Annotated in this window: 18 protein-coding genes, 2 pseudogenes and 1 riboswitch; of the genes and pseudogenes, 17 read left to right on the forward strand and 3 right to left on the reverse strand. The window is 57.5% G+C overall.

Translation table 11 applies throughout. The features are described from left to right. Positions 1 to 21: 21 nt before the first annotated feature. Complete coding sequence (locus tag DSOUD_RS17035) at positions 22 to 1,830, reverse strand: HAMP domain-containing sensor histidine kinase (protein WP_053552128.1); 1,809 nt, start codon at positions 1,828 to 1,830, stop codon at positions 22 to 24. A 2-nt stretch (positions 1,831 to 1,832) separates the two neighbouring features. Continuing rightward, the gene (locus tag DSOUD_RS17040) at positions 1,833 to 2,525 is read right to left on the reverse strand and encodes a response regulator transcription factor (RefSeq protein ID WP_053552129.1); all 693 of its coding nucleotides are present in this window, start codon (positions 2,523 to 2,525) and stop codon (positions 1,833 to 1,835) included. A gap of 257 nt (positions 2,526 to 2,782) precedes the next feature. Between DSOUD_RS17040 and DSOUD_RS17045 the strand changes: the two genes are divergently transcribed. From DSOUD_RS17045 to DSOUD_RS18100, 10 genes are all read left to right on the forward strand, one after another. After that, complete coding sequence (locus DSOUD_RS17045) at positions 2,783 to 4,120, forward strand: vWA domain-containing protein (protein WP_053552130.1); 1,338 nt, start codon at positions 2,783 to 2,785, stop codon at positions 4,118 to 4,120. Positions 4,121 to 4,393: 273 nt separating this feature from the next. Then, positions 4,394 to 6,073: a sensor histidine kinase gene (locus DSOUD_RS17050; protein WP_053552131.1), complete on the forward strand. Its 1,680-nt coding sequence runs from the start codon at positions 4,394 to 4,396 to the stop codon at positions 6,071 to 6,073. After that, positions 6,070 to 6,771: a response regulator transcription factor gene (locus DSOUD_RS17055; RefSeq protein WP_053552132.1), complete on the forward strand. Its 702-nt coding sequence runs from the start codon at positions 6,070 to 6,072 to the stop codon at positions 6,769 to 6,771. Before DSOUD_RS17050 ends, DSOUD_RS17055 begins: the two co-directional genes overlap by 4 nt. Positions 6,772 to 6,833: 62 nt before the next feature. Then, positions 6,834 to 6,914, forward strand: a riboswitch (cyclic di-GMP riboswitch). Positions 6,915 to 7,060: 146 nt separating this feature from the next. Then, entirely contained in the window at positions 7,061 to 7,579 is a 519-nt protein-coding gene (locus DSOUD_RS17060) for a DUF1579 domain-containing protein (protein WP_053552133.1), read from the forward strand. 189 nt (positions 7,580 to 7,768) lie between these two features. Then, the gene (locus DSOUD_RS17065; protein ID WP_198300333.1) at positions 7,769 to 8,578 is read left to right on the forward strand and encodes an alpha/beta fold hydrolase; all 810 of its coding nucleotides are present in this window, start codon (positions 7,769 to 7,771) and stop codon (positions 8,576 to 8,578) included. 103 nt (positions 8,579 to 8,681) lie between these two features. After that, positions 8,682 to 8,879 carry a VOC family protein gene (locus tag DSOUD_RS17070; RefSeq protein WP_053552134.1) on the forward strand — a complete coding sequence of 66 codons (198 nt, stop codon included), beginning with the start codon at positions 8,682 to 8,684 and terminating at the stop codon, positions 8,877 to 8,879. Then, on the forward strand, positions 8,876 to 9,067 hold the full coding sequence (locus DSOUD_RS17075; RefSeq protein WP_053552135.1) for a hypothetical protein: 192 nt from the start codon (positions 8,876 to 8,878) through the stop codon (positions 9,065 to 9,067). Before DSOUD_RS17070 ends, DSOUD_RS17075 begins: the two co-directional genes overlap by 4 nt. 101 nt (positions 9,068 to 9,168) lie before the next feature. After that, entirely contained in the window at positions 9,169 to 9,588 is a 420-nt protein-coding gene (locus DSOUD_RS18625; RefSeq protein WP_157671911.1) for a hypothetical protein, read from the forward strand. 48 nt (positions 9,589 to 9,636) lie between these two features. After that, positions 9,637 to 10,245: a hypothetical protein gene (locus DSOUD_RS17080; protein WP_053552136.1), complete on the forward strand. Its 609-nt coding sequence runs from the start codon at positions 9,637 to 9,639 to the stop codon at positions 10,243 to 10,245. Positions 10,246 to 10,298: 53 nt separating this feature from the next. Next, positions 10,299 to 11,479 (forward strand): IS3 family transposase gene (locus DSOUD_RS18100; protein ID WP_423739489.1). Its coding sequence is split into 2 segments (ribosomal slippage): positions 10,299 to 10,575 and positions 10,575 to 11,479, totalling 1,182 coding nucleotides; the frame shifts between segments, so codons are not numbered across the junction. 317 nt (positions 11,480 to 11,796) lie between these two features. Here the strand turns inward: DSOUD_RS18100 and DSOUD_RS18940 are convergent. After that, a pseudogene (locus DSOUD_RS18940) lies at positions 11,797 to 11,970 on the reverse strand (IS30 family transposase); the annotation flags it as partial. 8 nt (positions 11,971 to 11,978) lie between these two features. Between DSOUD_RS18940 and DSOUD_RS19220 the strand changes: the two are divergent. The 7 genes and pseudogenes from DSOUD_RS19220 to DSOUD_RS17115 form a co-directional block, all read left to right on the forward strand. After that, a pseudogene (locus DSOUD_RS19220) lies at positions 11,979 to 12,059 on the forward strand (transposase); the annotation flags it as partial. A 356-nt stretch (positions 12,060 to 12,415) separates the two neighbouring features. Next, complete coding sequence (locus DSOUD_RS18635) at positions 12,416 to 12,862, forward strand: hypothetical protein (RefSeq protein WP_157671913.1); 447 nt, start codon at positions 12,416 to 12,418, stop codon at positions 12,860 to 12,862. Positions 12,863 to 12,967: 105 nt separating this feature from the next. Further along, complete coding sequence (locus DSOUD_RS17100) at positions 12,968 to 14,137, forward strand: IS4 family transposase (protein ID WP_053549677.1); 1,170 nt, start codon at positions 12,968 to 12,970, stop codon at positions 14,135 to 14,137. A gap of 435 nt (positions 14,138 to 14,572) precedes the next feature. Then, positions 14,573 to 15,196: a superinfection exclusion B family protein gene (locus DSOUD_RS18105; protein WP_157671915.1), complete on the forward strand. Its 624-nt coding sequence runs from the start codon at positions 14,573 to 14,575 to the stop codon at positions 15,194 to 15,196. 399 nt (positions 15,197 to 15,595) lie between these two features. Beyond that, the gene (locus DSOUD_RS18110; protein WP_198300335.1) at positions 15,596 to 15,829 is read left to right on the forward strand and encodes a hypothetical protein; all 234 of its coding nucleotides are present in this window, start codon (positions 15,596 to 15,598) and stop codon (positions 15,827 to 15,829) included. A gap of 138 nt (positions 15,830 to 15,967) precedes the next feature. Next, a complete protein-coding gene (locus DSOUD_RS17110; protein ID WP_082351111.1) occupies positions 15,968 to 17,233 on the forward strand; it encodes a site-specific integrase in 1,266 nt (421 codons plus the stop codon). Next, on the forward strand, positions 17,230 to 17,574 hold the full coding sequence (locus DSOUD_RS17115) for a hypothetical protein (RefSeq protein ID WP_053552139.1): 345 nt from the start codon (positions 17,230 to 17,232) through the stop codon (positions 17,572 to 17,574). The genes DSOUD_RS17110 and DSOUD_RS17115 overlap by 4 nt, the downstream gene beginning before the upstream one ends. The last annotated feature ends 15 nt before the right edge of the window (positions 17,575 to 17,589 follow it).

The following is a 17,589-nucleotide window of genomic DNA, read 5'->3' on the forward strand; positions in this document are numbered from 1 at the left end:
TTTGGGAGATAAGGTTGCAAGTCAGGGGGATGTTTGTCTGTCGCCGGAGTCTTTCCCTTCCTGCGGCAGAACGATGGTGAAGGTGCTCCCGGCGCCGACGGTGCTCTGGACCAGGACCTCACCGTCGTGGGCCGAAGCGATATGCTTGACGATCGCCAGGCCGAGGCCGGTGCCGCCGAGGTTGCGGCTGCGGGCCCGATCAACCCGGTAGAAGCGTTCGAAGAGACGGGGGAGGTGCGCCGCGGCGATGCCGCACCCCCGGTCCTGGACCCGGATCAGCAAGCGCCCCTCCTCCAGGGCAGCATCGACGGCCACCGTCCCCCTTTCGGGGCTGTACTTGATGGCGTTGGTCAGAAGATTGACCACCGCCTGCTCGAGGAGCGGCGCATTGATCCGGGAGTGCAGCTCGGAAGGGCAGAAGAGGTCGATGGCCAGCCCCTTGTCGGCGGCGGCCAGGGCGCAGTCCTGGATGGCGGCCTCGAGGACCGGGCGCAGCGCCTGGGAGGTCAGGGGGATCCCCTCCCGCTCGCTCCCCTGCTCGATGCGGGAGAGGGACAGGAGATCGTCGATGATGGCGTGCAGGCGATCGGCCTGTTTGGCGATCATGGCGACGAAGCGCCGCGCCCCTGCCGGCTCGTCGAGAGCGCCGTCCTCGAGAGTCTCGGCGGCCCCCTTGATGGCGGTGATCGGGGTCTTCAGCTCGTGGGAGACGTTGGCGACGAAATCGCGACGGAGATTCTCCAGGCGCCGCAGGCGGGTGACGTCGTTGAGAACGATCAGTGCCCCGATCTTCTCGCCGCGGCTGTCCCGCAGGCGGGTGCCGTGGGCCTGAAGAAAACGTTCGACGCCGCCGCTGACCAGGACGATGTCCCCTTCCACCGGCTCTTCGGCCTGCAGGGCACGGCGCACGAAGCGATGCAGATCGGCCTTGCGCACCGTCTCCTGGATCGGCCGCCCTACGGCCGCCCCCGGACGCACGCCGACCAGCTCGGCGGCGGCGCCGTTGAGGCGCAGAATCCGTTCGTCACAGTCGACCGCCAGGACCCCTTCGACCATGCTCGCCAGCACCGCCTCCTGCTCGTTGCGCTGGCGCAGCACGGTGCTCAGGCGCTCGTCGAGCTGGGCGGCCATCTGATTCATCGCCTCGGCCAGGGCCCGCAGCTCTTCCGGCCCCGAGAAAGAGAGGCGGGTGCCAAGCTCCCCCCGGGCAAAGCGCTGGGCTCCGCGGCGGAGCTCCTCGATGGGGAGGCTGATGCGCCGGGCGATCCACCAGGACAGGAGCGCGGCAAGGAGGGCCGCCGCCACCCCGGCCAATGCGATCTTCAGGGAAACCGTCCCCAGGGCCTGGTCGATGACATTCACCGCCCGGGCGGTGCGCACCACCCCGACGATCTCCTCCCCCTCCCGGACCGGGACGGCCACGTACATCATTTCCCGCAGCAGGGTCTGGCTGTAACGGGAAGCCACCCCCGTTTCTCCGGCCAGGGCTGCGGCGACCTCCATGCGGCCGCCATGATTATCCATCCGCGCCGGGTCCTCCTCCGAGTCGCAGAGAACGACGCCGCCGGGGAGGATCACCGTCACCCGGCTGTCGGCGCTGCGGCCGAGCTCGCGGCAGAAGGGGGCCAGGGAGGCGCCGCCTTCGGGAGCCAGGCGCCCGGCGATCTGGGGAGCGATGAGCCGGGCCCGGGCCTCCAGGTCGCCGGCCGCCTGCCCGAGGTAGAAGTGGTGCAGCGAATGGGAAAAATACCACCCGACGCCGAGAAGGGAGACGAGGAGGACCGCAAGGTAGGAGGGGTAGAGCTGCCAGATGAGGCGGACGGGGCGCATGGTCACTCCCGGAAACGGTAGCCGACGCCGCGCACCGTTTCGATGCGGGCGCCGTGGGGACCGAGCTTCTTGCGCAGGCCGACGATCTGCACGTCGACGGCGCGATCGGTGACGGCGTAGTCGTCGCCGCGCACCGCGTTGACGATCTGATAGCGGGTGAAGACCCATCCCGGGCGGCTGGCGAGGAAATAGAGGACCCTGAACTCGGTAAACGTCAGCTCGACGGGGACGCCGTCCACCAGGACCTCGTTGCGCCCGGGGTGGATGGTGAGTCCGTCGAGGAGGAGGGGGGCCTCCCCCTCGGCGGGAGGAGCCTCCCGCTCGTGACGGCGCAGCACCGCCCGCAGGCGGGCGATGAGGACCTTGGGGCTGAAGGGCTTGGTGAGATAGTCGTCGGCGCCGAGTTCGAGACCGGTGACGATGTCCGACTCCTCCCCCCGGGCGGTGAGCATCACCACCGGCACACCTTCGGTGGCCGCATCGCGCTTGAGCTCCCGGCAGACCGACAGGCCGTCCATCCCCGGGAGCATCAAATCGAGAAGGATGAGGTCGGGGCGCTGGAGGCGGGCCGCCCGCAGCCCCTCCTCGCCGTTGGCGGCGCAGCTCACCCGGTACCCCTGGCGACTCAGATTGTAATGAACGACGGCGAGAATATCTTCCTCGTCCTCGATGACCAGAATGTGTTCTTTGCCCATGATGTGATCCCCTTAAGGACTCCTGACAGCGTTTGGCGAGGATTCTGCGACCCCGATGTTAGGATCGTATTAGAGTGACCGTAAAGAACAGCGCCGTCAAGGGGGAAGGGACATGAGGAGTGCGCCCTCCGCAGGATACAATTTTTTTACAAATCTTTTATCCCCCTCTGACGACTCTTTTGCCGGGAAATGATCTACTGGCCCCAACAATCTGGCACCGGATCTGCAAACAAAACCCACCGAGCAAAGGAGAGACCATGAAAAGAAGCGCCGCATTATTAACCGTCGCCGTTTTGCTGCTACTGAGCCCCCTGCCGCAGGCGTCGGCCGTCACCGAACCCCTGGTGCGCTGCCGTATCGCTCTCGACCGCGAGGTCCTCCCCGCCGGCCCGGCGCAGACGACCATCGTCAAGGTCACCCTCGAGGTGGCCCCCCTCCTCCGGAAAACGGAGCGTCCTCCCGTCAACCTCGTCCTGGTCCTCGACCGCTCGGGATCGATGGCCGGCAGCAAGATCGAAAAGGCCAAGGAAGCCGCCATCGAAGCGCTGCACCGCCTCGGCCCGCAGGATCTTTTCTCTCTGGTCGCCTATAACCAGCAGGTCGAGACCCTGATTCCGTCCCAGAGCGCCGCCCATATCGAGGCGATCGAAGGGGAGATCCGCGGCATCTACGCCGATGGCAACACCGCCCTCTTCGGCGCCGTCAGTCAGGGGGCGGCCCAAATCCGCAAGAACCTCCACCGCGACTTCGTGCACCGGGTGATCCTCCTTTCCGACGGCCTGGCCAACGTCGGCCCGAGCGCCCCGGCCGATCTCGCCCGCCTCGGCGCCGCTCTCCTCAAGGAAGGAATTTCCGTCACCACCATCGGCGTCGGCACCGACTTCAACGAGGACCTGATGACGGAGCTCGCCGGCCGCAGCGACGGCAACCACTACTTCGTCGAGTCGAGCAGCGACCTGCCGCGGATCTTCGCCGCCGAACTCGGGGATGTCCTCAGCGTCGTCGCCCGCAAGGTTGTCATCGAGATCGAATGTCCCGACGGCGTGCGACCCCTGCGCATCATCGGCCGCCAGGGGCGTATCCGCGGCAACCGGGTGGAGCTGCAGATGAACCAGCTCTACGGCGGCCAGGAGAAGTACGCCCTCGTCGAGGTGACCGTCCCCCCCTCCCGCCCCGAACAGACCCTGGCCCTCGCCAGGGTCAGCTGCCGCTACGACAACGCCCTCACCAACAGGAGCGAATCGTCGAGCGCCGAGGCCGTCGCCCGTTTCAGCGGCCGCGCCGAAGAGGTTCGCAAGGGGGCCAACCGCAAGGTGCAGGAGGCGGTGGTGGAAAACGAGATGGCCGTCGCCCGCGACAGGGCCCTCGACCTCTACAACGCCGGCAAACCCGCCGCCGCGGCCCTCGAATTGCGGCAGAAAAAAGACGAACTCCAGGAGAAGAACGAGGCCCTCGGCTTCTCCGATCTCGCCGGCTCGGCCGCCGGCCTCGAGGCGGACGCCGCCGCCTTCGAGGAGCAAAAACTCGACAGCCCGGCCAAGAAGGCCCTGCGCTCCGAGAGCTACAAGGTGCGCAGCCAGCAGCGGGACTACTAGGCTCCCAGGAAAGGCGGGAGACAGGGCGCCATTGCACCTTGCCTCCCGCCGCTCCTTGTTGTTAAATGGCGGGGAATCCGGAACCGAACGGGGAAAAATCAGGATAAAGAATAAAACCCTTATCCGCAGATGACGCAGAGGGGCGCAGATAAGGGCCCAACCGAAATAGCTTCAGATTTCATCTGCGGGAATCTGCGTCATCTGCGGAAAAAAATTTCGCCTCTGGCCAGAGGTCCAAGATCCGATACAGCAAAACCGCCGAAGGGATGGCGCATGCAGAAAACCCGAGTGATCGTCGCCGCCTGGCTCCTCCTCCTCATCCCGACCCTCCTCATCGGCCTCGGCTCGCTGCGCCTCCTCCGCCACGAGGGGGAGCGCCTCGCCGGCAGCGCCCGTGCCGCCGCCGAAGAACGGGCCCGAGGGGTGGTCGAATCGATGGAGCTCTCCGTCACCGAGGTGCGGGAGGGGCTCCTCGACACCCTGCGCGCCCTCCCCGCCGAAGGGCTCGCCGGGCGGCTCGAAGCCTGGAAGGACGAGAATCCCCTCATCCGCAACGTCTTCGTCTGGGCTCCCGGGGAGGGGATCGTCTTCCCGCCGCCGACGAGCCCCGGCAACGCCGAGGAAGCCTCTTTTCTGCGCCGCTACGACGACCTCTTCTCCGGCGGCGTTCCCTGGCAGCCCCCCCTCCTCGAGCAGACGGCGGCGGCCCAGAAGGCTGCGGAAAATCTCTACAGCGAGCGCCGGGCGCTCCGCGACCTCGCCCTGCTGCGCCCCGCCGCCCCCGCCTCGTCCTCCTCCCCGGCGTCCCTGGCCGCACCGACGCCGAAACCGGAAAAAACAGGGGGCTGGCTCCCCTGGTTTTCCGGCAACCGCATCTCCCTCCTCGGCTGGATCGAGGAGAGCCCGGGGGGGAGGCGCTATGGCGTCGAGGTGGAGATGATGGCCCTCCTCTCCCGCCTCGTTTCCGCCCTCCCCCCGACGCCGCCGGCCGGGGAGACCTACGCTCTTCTCGACGACACCGGGGGGGTCTTCCAGCAGAGCGGCCCGGGGATCATCGACGGCAGCACGCAGCCCCTGGCCGCCGTCGCCGCCGGGAGCGCCCTCCCCCACTGGCAGCTGGCCGTCTACCGCGACGGGGAGGGAGGGGGCGCAGGAGGGAGCTTCTTCCTCCTCTCCGCCCTCCTCGTCGGCGCCTTCGTCGCCGCCATCATCTTCGGCGGCTCCCTCCTCCTCTGGCAGGCCTGGCGGCACCAGCGCAACGCCCGGATGAAGACCTCCTTCGTCGCCAACGTCTCCCACGAGCTCAGGACCCCCCTGACGACCATCCGCATGTACGCCGAGCTCCTCGGCGAAGGGACCATCCGCAGCCAGGAGAAGCGCCGCCACTATCTGCAGGTGATCATCGGCGAAAGCGCCCGCCTCTCCCGGCTGGTCGCCAACGTCCTCGAATTCAGCCGCCTCGAACAGGGCCGCAAGCGCTACCTCCCCGAGGATCTCGACCTTCCCGCCCATCTCCACGGCATTCTCGACACCCAGCAGATGCGCCTCGCCGAAGCCGGGATGACCCTTCTCCGGCACATCCCGCCACCGCCGCTGACCGTAAAGATCGACCGCGACGCTCTCGAGCAGGTCCTTCTCAACCTCATCGACAATGCCATCAAATACGCCGCCGACGGCAAGGTCCTCGTGGTCGAACTCTCCGCCGCAAAGGACGGCTGCCGCATCCGCATCGCCGACTCCGGCCCCGGCATCCCCACGGCGCAGCGAAAGCGGATCTTCGACAAGTTCCACCGCGTCGATGACTCCCTCACCGCCCGCCAGCCCGGCAGCGGTCTGGGGCTGAGCATCGCCCGGCAGCTTCTCCTCGACCAGGGGGGGGAGCTCATGTGCTGCGCCGCCGAAATCGGCGCCTGCTTCGAAATCACCCTCCCCTCACCCGGAGCACTCGTATGAAGTCGATCACCATCCTCATCGCCGAAGACGATGCCCACCTGCGCCTGGGACTGATCGACACCCTCGAGGCCGAAGGGTACCGCGTTCTCACCGCCGTCGACGGTGCCGAAGCCATCGAGGTCTACTTCGCCGAGCGCCCCGACCTCCTCCTTCTCGACGTTATGATGCCACAGAAAAACGGCTTCGAGGTCTGCCGCGCCATCCGCAAGGCCGAAGGCCGCGTGCCGATCATCATGCTCACCGCCAAGGGAGAGGAAATCGACAAGGTCCTCGGCCTTGAACTCGGCGCCGACGACTACGTCACCAAACCCTTCGGCCTCCACGAGTTGCGGGCCCGGATCTCTGCCGTCCTGCGCCGCGCCGCGCCGGTCGACGCCGATTCCGTCCCGCAGCTCCCGGAAATTCTCCATGTCGGCGCCGCCGAAATCGACCGCAAGGGCTATCAGGGGCGACGGGGGGACTTCCGCTTCAGCCTTACCGCCCGGGAGATGCAGCTCCTCGAAACCTTCTTCGCCCGCCCCGGCGAAGTCCTCAGCCGCAACCGGCTGCTCAACCTGGTCTGGGGGATCGACTACTTCGGCACCACCCGCACCCTCGATCAGCACGTCGCCCAGCTGCGCAAGAAGATCGAGTGCGACCCGCAGGCGCCGACGGTGATCGTCACCGTCCACGGGGTCGGCTATCGTTTCGAAGGATGAGGGAAAGGGGTCTTGACGGGGCCAAAATACGGGATAGAGTGAAATCGCAAGAGAAGGGTTAATCCCGAAAACGCCAAACCTGCCGTGAGGCCGGGACGGAAAGCGACGGATCTCCGAAGGGAGAAGATGGCCGAGCTGCCGAAGGATTTTATATCCTTGCCGGGCACTTCGGCCTTTTGTTTTTTCGGGGAAGCATTTCGTCATGATCCAGGACAAAACGGCTCGATCCCCGCAAAGACGCCGTCACCTTCCTCGACCTTCTGCCGTCAGGATTGAAGGAGAAAAGGCAATGAAAAGACAAAGAGACAAGGAAGGCGAGGAATCGCCGCAGGGTCCGGCGATGCCGCAGAAGGAGCACCTGTGGCTGCACAAATTCCTCGGCGAGTGGACCTTTGAAGGGACCGCGACGATGGAACCGGACCAGGCGCCGGTGGAATTCCGGGGGAGCGAAAAGGTGCGTTCGCTGGGTGAGATCTGGATTCTCGCCGAAGGAGAGGGCGAAATGCCCGGGTGCGGGACGGCGACGACGCTGATGACCCTCGGCTACGACCCCCAGAAAAATCGTTTTTTGGGGACCTGGGTCGGTTCGATGATGACCCACCTGTGGGTGTATGACGGCACCCTCGACGCCGGCGGCACGGTCCTGACCCTGAATACCCTGGGCCCCGATCAGGAAGGAAAATTGATCAAGTTCAAGGATGTTATCGAGTTCAAAAGCGCCGACCACCGGGTGCTGACTTCGCACCTGCTCGGCGGCGACGGGGCGTGGTTCGGCTTCATGACAGCGAACTATCGCCGCCGGAAGTAACCCGCCGACCCCGGTCGATTCCGGGAGAGGGACTTTTTGCCTATGAACAGGAGTTTCCGGCCGCCCGCCAGGGGCCGCTCGCCGATACCGACAAGGATCATCCGAAAAGGTCTCATTCTTTCGGGTCTCGCCCTGCTTCTGGCGGTCCTGGCCGCCGGAGCGGTCGCGGGGCCCGAGAGTCCAGCCCCGATGACGAGCGGCTACGCGCCGGTCAACGGCCTGCGCATCTATTACGAAATTCACGGCCCGGAAGACTCCCGCCAGGTGCCGCTGCTCCTGCTGCACGGCGGCGGCTCGACCATCGACACCTCCTTCGGCGAGATGCTGCCGCTTCTGGCGGCGCGAAGGCAGGTGATCGCCTTCGAACAGCAGGGGCACGGCCGCACCGCCGACATCCCCGGCCGTCCCTTCACCTTCGCCCAGTCGGCAGCGGACGCCGTCGCCCTCCTCCGGTACCTCAAAATCGCCACGGCCGACCTCTTCGCCTACAGCAACGGCGGCCACATCGCCCTGCAGATCGCCCTCGACCATCCGGAGGCTGTGCGCAAACTAATCATCGAGTCGGCCATGTCCGACCGGCAGGGGACCGACCCCGCCTTCTGGGAGTCGTTCCAGGGGGCGAAACTCGAGGAGATGCCGGCGGAGTTGCGGGCCGCCTACCTCGCAACGGCCCCCCGCCCGGAGGACCTCCCCGCCTTCTTCGCCAAGAGCGTGCAGAGGATGGTCGATTTCAGGGGCTGGACCGCGGCGGAGATCTCTTCGATCGCCGCGCCGACCCTGGTCGTGATCGGCGACCACGACATCGTCCGCCCCGAGCACGCCGTGGCGCTGTTCCGACTCCTCCCCGACGCCCGCCTCGCCATCCTGCCGGGGACCGATCACATGACGGTCGTCAAACGCTCCGCCTGGCTGCTGCCGATGATCGATGAATTTCTCGACACACCGATGCCCCAGGGTCCGGGCAGGGCTCCGGAGGAACCGCCGAAGCTGCCAAGGTGAAGAGACGACAACCCGAAGGAGGAGTCCGGCATGAACGTCGAAGCCTACCTTCTCTTTGTCCTACTCGCCGAGGGAGTGAAGTGCAGAGCAACAATCCCCCCCTGTGGCAAAGAAGTTCTACCTCAACCTCTTCGACTGGAAACTCGAGAACGCACCAGTAATGGAATACACGATGATCGACGGCGGCGGGATAATGAGAAATCCCCTGCCGGAGGTCCATTCCTTCTGGCTCCCCTACGTCCTCGCCCCGGCAATTTTCGGCGAGCTGATACGGGATGGGGAGGGAAGACGAAGAGGGTGATTCAGGCGCTGCTGACGATGGGGAAGCCGGACATCGAGGGGCGCAAGTGGGCGGATGAAGAGCGGAGGATTGCAATCCGGAATCTGGTCCGGGCGGGACCGAAACAAGTCGGCCTGATCCTTTTGCTGGGCTTCTTTGGTTACCTGAAATCACCAGATTTTGAAGTGCTGGCGTTAAAATCAGCTTAGGTTTTCCAAAATGCGTTGTCAAATTGATGACTTGAACTGTTTAGCATGAGGCCCCCCTTCAAAATCGTTGAATTCAGCCTTAGAAACTGCTAAACAACAATATGCTGAATTTTTTGGATTTTTCAACCGAGGGCACGTTTACCATTCATATCGGATATGGTGATAACAACCCATTCCCTGTTAGGTTTTATGTGAATTACAAACGGGAAACAATAATTGGATCTACTGCATTTATTGCTGTAATTCTAGGCTTTGCATTTACTGGTGGCCTGAATGCATTGCTTTATTTCTTTTGTCTGACCATTATAACGCTTTGGTCGTGGTGGATTTATACAGTTAAAACTAATAGTAAAGTCATTTTTTATTGGGTAAAAGTTCCAGCGAATATTTTTCTAAATCCACTTTTGCTTATACTTTTGCTAGGCTCTTGGTCTCAAAATAATTTTAAGGCTAAAAACATTGGAAAATACGGAGCATATGATTCAGAAAAAAAAACCAACACTAGGGTGAACACGGGCTAAAAAACAGGGGTGCTTCCCGAATAGGCCGCTACTAAAGAATGAAATAAAATGGCAGAGTTCAAAAAATTCCCCAAAGGTGAAATAAGAAAGAACGGCAACTTCTATGGATGGGCAATTGTTTTTGCCTTCTTCGGAGTCTGGGGAATCGATGCCATTTTATCTCGAGAACTCGCTGGCCGGCACGGAACGATTTCTCTCGAAGGGAAAGCCGCAGTAGTTGCTGGAATAGCCTTCTTGGCCTATGCGGCCTATGCCCTTTTTCACATGTTCATCAGGCTTGAAAAAGAAGAGCTTAAAATTGAAGGCGCTCACGAACTCGAAAATTTTGAAGAAGAAATTTTTAGTTATAAAACCAAATTTGAAATCGCGCACTCATGTGCCCCAAACGGGCGATCTTGCGTTCCTACTTTTTACTATATTTTGGAAATCGACCTAAATAAACTCCTAAACTTCAATATAAACATCAAGCAGCGTGACAAAGTAGAATACATACTTTGGAAAATTGGTTTAACACGCATCTTCGACGGTTTGACAAATAACTACTACTTTGACTCACGCTATCGCGTTAAAAGTTCGGACAGAAACGAATTTAAAAGAATCTTTAATATTGACATTATCCACCTCCTTGAAGAGTTCGACAGAGATTATTTGAGGTAAGTTGAAAAAATCGGACACCAATGTTAAGAAATCTATCTTACGGAGGTGTCAACATGACAAGAGGTTCTAATGGCCGCTACTCGAAGGAATTTCGCATTGAGGCCGTAAAAATGGTGGTTGAAGGAGGTGTCGCTGTCTATGAGGCATCGCGCCAGTTATCCCTGCCGAAATCCACCCTTGAGAATTGGGTAAGGGCGTTCAAGGCCGGAAAGCTCAGCAATATCGGTGGCAAAGGCCAACAGCGCCCGCTGACCGAAGTCGAGCTGGAACTTGACAGGGTTAAACGAGAACTGGCCCAGGTCAAGCAGGAGCGCGACATCCTAAAAAAAGCCGCCGCGTACTTTGCCAAGGAGTCGCTGCCCGGTACGCGGTAATAAATCAACTTCGACCTGAGTTCTCTGTCCCTCTGCTCTGCCAGAGCCTGGAGGTTTCACCCAGTGGTTATTACACCTGGCTGAAGCGCCCGGACTCACCCCGGCAGAAGGAGGAGGCACGGCTCGCAATCGAAATCAAGGCGGCTCACAAAAGAAACCGGGAAACCTACGGTCCCGAACGATTACAAACCGATCTCGCCGAGCATGGCGTTCAGGTCGGGGTCCATCGGATCAAGCGAATCCGCAAGAAACAGGGGATTCGCTGCAAGCAGGTGAAGAAGTTCAAGGCGACAACAAACTCCAACCATTCACTGCCTGTCGCCGAGAACCTTCTGGACCAAAACTTTGCAGTCGAAGCCCCCAACCAGGTCTGGGTAACTGACATTACTTACATCCCCACCGCCGAAGGCTGGCTGTATCTCGCAGGGCATAAAGACCTCTTCACCGGAGAGGTCGTGGGATATGCGATGGGCGAAAGAATGACGAAGAATCTGGTGAGTCAATCCCTTTTCCGTGCCGTGTCAGTCAAGCGCCCGGCCACCGGGTTAATCCATCATTCGGACCGGGGCAGCCAGTATTGCGCCTTGGAGTTCCAGCAACTACTGAAGCAGTTCAAGATGCGGACTTCGATGAGCCGCAGAGGCAACTGCTACGACAACGCCCCCATCGAGAGCTTTTGGGGGACACTGAAAAACGAATTGGTCCACCATCGTCGTTACGCCACCCGGTGGGAAGCGATGCGAGAAATCACGGAGTACATCGAAATTTTCTACAATCGCCAAAGGCGCCAGAAACGGCTGGGTTACCTGTCGCCTGCTGCCTACGAACAGGAATATTATAGAGAGCTAAGAGTAGCATAGGAACTTTGGTGTCCGCTATTGACGACCGACCTCAGTTCGATCACCGCCGCTCCCGCGGACATTTTGTTGAGGGGCTTCTGGTGGAAAAGCAAAACCGGGAAAAACAAGGACGAATCCTCGATCGCAGTTGCCGTGGATTCTCTCTTTGCTCCTGAGGTGTCCCCGGAATTCCAGGATGAGAATGAAATTCGTAGATACATTTGAAAAACACCAAAAATAACTTAAGGGGTCGCTTAAGGGGTCGTGTCTACACTTTTCACAAAATGAAATGTGTAGACACGACCCCCATAGGTCCAACTTCTTATTGCGGGGCAGATTCACATTGCAAGTGCACCACTTTGGGCTTCCGCGAAAACTTCCTGTGGAGTCCGGTAGCCAAGGCACTTTCTTGGCCTGTTGTTGAGCCGATCTACCGCCTTTTGCAAAGCCGTTGCTGATATGCGTTTAAAATTAGTTCCCTTGGGGAAGTAGAAGCGTAGCAATCCATTGGTACGGGGAAAAAGAGAAGGTCGACGGCCAGTGGAAGTTGATGACGATGCTTCACAACATCTTCAAGATTCATCGCTACGGATGGGCGGTATGGTGGAAGGAAAAAGCAGGAAAAGGACCTTGGGATGGCCGAAAAGGGTCTTTTTTTGGACAAAGTAGGCAGAAGGATGATTCAGTAAAGTTAAATGTTGCCAGCTCGGATTTGCGCCTGAAGGTTTCAAAAATTCGTGACCAGGGATAATTCGGCCCCTGTGATGATGCTTTTTCTACAGACTCGTTAGAGACAAGAAGAGAAAGAAATGGAATTAAACATAACAGCAAAGTGGGTTTTGGGAATTATTGCAGGGTTCCGGGGACACCTCACTTAATTGAGACATCCATGAATTAAGTGAGGTGTCCCCGGAATTCTAACCCTACACCCTCATTAGATTTTGAAATGGAAACATGATGGAATTTTTTGAAAAATATCCTGGAATTGCTATTACCATAATCACCCTAATCGGTGCTTGTATTGGGTATGTTTATCGTGCAAGGAAAGAAAAGAAAGAAAATTTAAACATTTCTTTATACCTATTACTGGAAATTTGGCACAGACTTTCGGTCCTTGCAAAATTTAACTTTGATCCAGAATTTGATGAAGTAATTAATGAACTTACAAATCAACTCCCCGAAGCTAAACTCGACGAAGACCAAAAAAATGAAATAAAGAGATACTTCACGCCGATATTAATTGAAAAATCTCACAAAACTGCACTCAGCGACTTCGGTACTTATACCGATGCATTTGACTCGGCAGTATTGAAATTATCGAAAGATTTACCTTTTTTCGCATACAGAATAAATTCAACAAGTCGCATCACTACTGTCCGGTTAACTTTGAATGTACGTCGATAACCTACTGAAAATTATAGTACTTTGGCTCAACTGTTCTTTTCTCGATTTGAAATCGCTTCACCCCGCCCGCGAGTGATATCTTCCTGACACTTCAGGAGGGCATCCATGAACGCTGGCCAGACCGTTTTCAGACAGCTACTTCAGTTTCTCCCGCGTCACGAGTTCAACCTCTGTGCCCGACGGTATCGCGGCGAGTACCGGGCCAAAAGCTTTACTGCATTTGACCAGTTCCTGTGCCTGGCTTATGCCCAGCTATCGGGTCGCGAGAGCTTGAGGGATATCGAAACGTGCCTGAACTCTCATCGGGAGAAGCTCTACCACATCGGATTTCGTGGCGCTGTCTCCCGCTCCACCCTTGCCGACGCCAACGAGCGCCGGGATTGGCGCATTTTTCAGGATTTCGGCCAAGTCCTGATCGGCATGGCACAGCAGCTGTACCGGGATGAGCCCTTGGCCATCGAGTTGAAGCAGCCACTGTTCGCCTTTGACTCGACGACCATTGACCTCTGCCTCACCCTGTTTCCGTGGGCCGAGTTTCGCACGACCAAGGCAGCGGTCAAGATGCACACGCTCATTGACTTGCGCGGCATCATCCCCACGTTTGTGGCCGTGACAACCGGCAAAGTACATGACGTCAAGATGCTTGACGAAATGCCCGTCACCGAAGAGGCCATCTACACGATGGACCGCGGCTACGTAGATTTTGCCCGGCTCTATGCCATTCACCGACAGGGCGCCTTCTTCGTGGTGCGGGCCAAGGACAACCTACGCTACCAGCGGTTGTACTCTTTGCCCAAGGACAAGGAGGCCGGCGTCCGAGCCGACCAAGTGATTGCCTTGGTCACCCAGAAATCGAAAAAGGGTTACCCGGAGAGATTGCGCCGGGTCAGTTATGTTGATAAAGAGCGAAACAAGCGGCTTGTATTCCTCACCAACCACTTTGAAATTGGAGCCACAACGGTTGCAGACATCTATAAACAGCGCTGGCAAGTGGAGCTATTCTTCAAGTGGATCAAACAGCATCTACGAATAAAAGCGTTCTACGGGACTTCTATCAATGCGGTCAAGAGCCAGATATGGGTAGCTCTTTGCATATATCTACTTGTGGCGATCGCTAAAAGGCAGCTTAGCATCAAATGTACTCTCTACACTTTTTTGCAGATCCTGGAGGTCAATCTGTTCGAGAAAAAGCCCATTTCATCGTTGGTTGCGGAAGCGCTCAAGCAGATTCCAGACACCCAAGATTATAACCAGCTGAATTTATTCGGCTATTAACCGGACAGTAGTGAAGTCGCATAAGAAAACTATTCAGTTTTCTTGATGAATATCTTGAACATGCTCTTGCTCCTTTCAACGAAACTGGTGAAAAACAAGTAGTTCACAGTCTTGCCAATGAAATGCATTTAAAAACAAGAGAAGATGCATTATCTGACCTTGAAAAAGACATAAAAATACTAAGTTTTGAAATCGGCATCTTGGATTATATTATGGCAATAATAGTAATAAGAAGACGGCGAAAAAAACTTAAAAACGTAGACAAAACAGAAATAAAGAAACTTGTGAAAGATATTTTAATTCCAATTTTGAATGAATTTAACAATTCAATCAACCGGACTGGGGATACAGGAGAGGTCCTCGAATAGGTTTCTACTGAGTATCCCGTCACGTCGCAGCCGGTTATCGGTACCATTAGAGCTAAAAAGGAAAAATATGCCTGATTGGATCGAAAAAATAGTCACTTTCATTAGGCTACCTATTAAATATATGTGGGTTGCTGTTGTTTTTACTTGCATAACATTATTTGCGCCTGATAACTGGCTTTCCAATTTAGGACTGACGAAGCTGAAAACTGAATACAGGACTTGGTTAGGGTCAGTTCTGATTGTTTCAGCATCGCTTGTATTTGTAAGGATAGTTTCAATTTTTTGGTCAAAAATTGTTAAATTTTGTTCTAAGAGGAAACTCAAAGCTTACCTAATCGAATCATTGACTCAGCTAGACCCATCAGAAAAATCGATACTTCGCGAATTCTACATACAGGATAAAAAAACAATCCAACTTCCAATGGATCAGGCCACAGTTTCAGGTTTAATCCAAAAAAGCTTTCTTTTGCTTGCTGGCAGTGTTGGGGAGCGGTCTCTGGCTGGCATGTTGATTCCGATAAAAATAAATCCTTTGATAAGCGAACACATAACCTATCAAACAATTGACCTGCCGGCTGAGCCAACAGAATCAGATTTTGACTGGCTACGTGATAATAGGCCTGAATTTTTATATGAAATTGAGCATCACCAACAGCTTTTCCACACTCATTGGAATAGAAGCAGGCTCTAACCCTTATCAGGCCCCCGGCCGTCAATAGGTAAAATACCCCGCGTACGAAAAAGATTGATCTCCTTCGTTCCTTGAAAAGCAACTGGTCAACCCAGGGTCATCCGGTTCCTGGCTTGGGATTACTTCTGGCTGCAGACGAATTCTGCTCCAAACACTTATCGAGGCTCTTGATGCAGGGGCTCTGGTTTCGAGTCCTCCCTGCCGCCTGGAATCACGCGCGTACCCTCATGCCGTCCCATTCAAAAAATCGTGGTCCATCCTCTTCGATGGCCGCAGTCAGGTGCGGGATCGGGGGAGGGGCAGAATCCGGAGATGGTCCAAGGGGCCAGCGCAGGTGCGGGGGAGTTCCGGGGACACCGCACTTAATTAATTGAGACATCCATTTTTCAGGAGGGGAAAATGGCGCGTATCGCACGAGTTGTTGCGTCAGGATTGCCTCATCATGTCACGCAACGAGGCAATCGTCGACAGACCACCTTTTTTACCGTTGACGACTATCGTTATTACCTCGACCAACTGACAGAGTGGTGCGCCTGTCATGACGTCTTGATCTGGTCCTATTGTCTGATGCCCAACCATTATTTATGTGGAGCTCCACATAAAAAATGTTATGTGAAGCGCGAACTTATGTGAAGTTGCCCTCAACTCTCTTCTGATTCTCTCATCATTTTCGCCACTCCCCTGGGTTTTCGCCAATAATTGCTGCACATAATTCTGCGCCCTGACCATCCCCGAATGCCTCGATAATAGAGGCAAAGAAGGGAGGTTGTCATGGAACTGGAACAGGCATTTTCGTGTCCGGGAACGCTGAAGAAGTTGCGAAGCGGCCCACTGGGAACGCTTCTGGACGGTTTCTGTACCTGGTTGATGGAGCACGGTTTCCGTCAGGGGACCATCCGCAAGCATCTATCGAACGTCTCTCATTTTAATCAGCATCTTGGCCGGCAAGGAGTTGTCCCCGGCCAAATCCTCTGTCCCAAAGACGTTGATGGATTTTTCGAAGCATATCCTGCCCGGTGTCGGCACCGCGGGCCACTGGAAGGTCATCTGAAGCGGGTTCGCCACTCGCTCAGTCGTTTCGTCGAGTACCTTGGCGAACAGGGGTTTTTCAATCCGTTGCCGCAAAGCGAGATCTTTGCGCCTCTTCTGGATGCCTACCTCGAATGGATGCAGCATTACCAGCACGCCGCTGCCGGGACCTGCGAGTTGCGCGCTCAGTACCTCACCGTTTTCCTGCGCTACCTCGGCCCGCAGGCGACATTACAAGGGTTGGCCAAGCTGAGCCCGGAGAGCATCGAGGCGTTCTTCCTGGCTTATGCGCAGAAGGTCGGAAAAGCAGCGCGGCGATCGATGCAGTCGACCCTGCGGACCTTCTTCCGTTTCTGCCTGCATCGAGGCTACGTCCGGGAGCCCCTGGACCTGGCGGTTCCTACCTTGAGAGCCTACAAGCTGGCTTCGGTCCCGCGCGGCTTGACTGAGGCTCAGGCTCGGCAGGTCCTTCAGGGGATCGACCGCAAGACCACGGTGGGCCGACGGGATTACGCCATCGTTCAGTTGCTTCACACCTACGGTGTCCGAGGCGGCCAGGTTCGGGCGTTGCGGCTGGAGCAGATCGACTGGGCGCAGAACCGGATCTTCTTTGCAGCTTCCAAGGGCGGCAAGGACAGCTGCCTTCCCCTCACCGTCGAGGTGGGGGAGAGCCTGCTGAACTACTTGCAAAATGCCCGGCCATCCAGTTCGAACCCGCAGGTGTTTCTGACCTCGCGTGCCCCCTACCACCCGCTTCCCCGCTCCAGTTCCCTTTCCGTCATCATCGAGCGCCGTATCCGAGCCGCAAGCATCGAGATTCCCAGCAAGGGCGCCCACGCCTTTCGGCATGGCTTTGCGACCCGGATGCTCGCGCAGGGAGAACCGTTCAAGGCGATTGCCGATGTGCTGGGCCATCGCCATCTCGGCACCACCTTTATCTACACCAAGGTCGACTTTAACGCCCTGAAGCAGGTCGCCCTGGAGTGGCCGCAGGAGGTGACGCGATGAGAACCCTGGAATTTCACAGCGCCCTGGCTCCTCAGATCCGGAACTTCATCAGCTTGCGGCAGCTCTCCGGCACCGATTATCAGAGCCAGGCGCTGCTGTTGAGCTACTTCGACCGCTTCCTGGTCGAAGAAAAATTTGAAGCTTCGTGCATCACCCCGCAGATCACCGACCGGTATCTTCTGACTCTTTCGCACCTTGCACCGCGTGTGCAGTCAAACCGCTTCTGCGTGGTGCAGCAGCTGTGCCGGTATCTCTTGCGGCACGACCCGCTCACCTACGTTCCCTGTCATCGGTCATGGAATAATCCCCCCCTGTGGTCATTGAAATTTCCCCCCTCCTGACCACAGGAGATAACG

Origin of the sequence: Desulfuromonas soudanensis, from assembly GCF_001278055.1 — a bacterium.
Classification (GTDB): Bacteria; Desulfobacterota; Desulfuromonadia; order Desulfuromonadales; family WTL; genus Deferrimonas; species Deferrimonas soudanensis.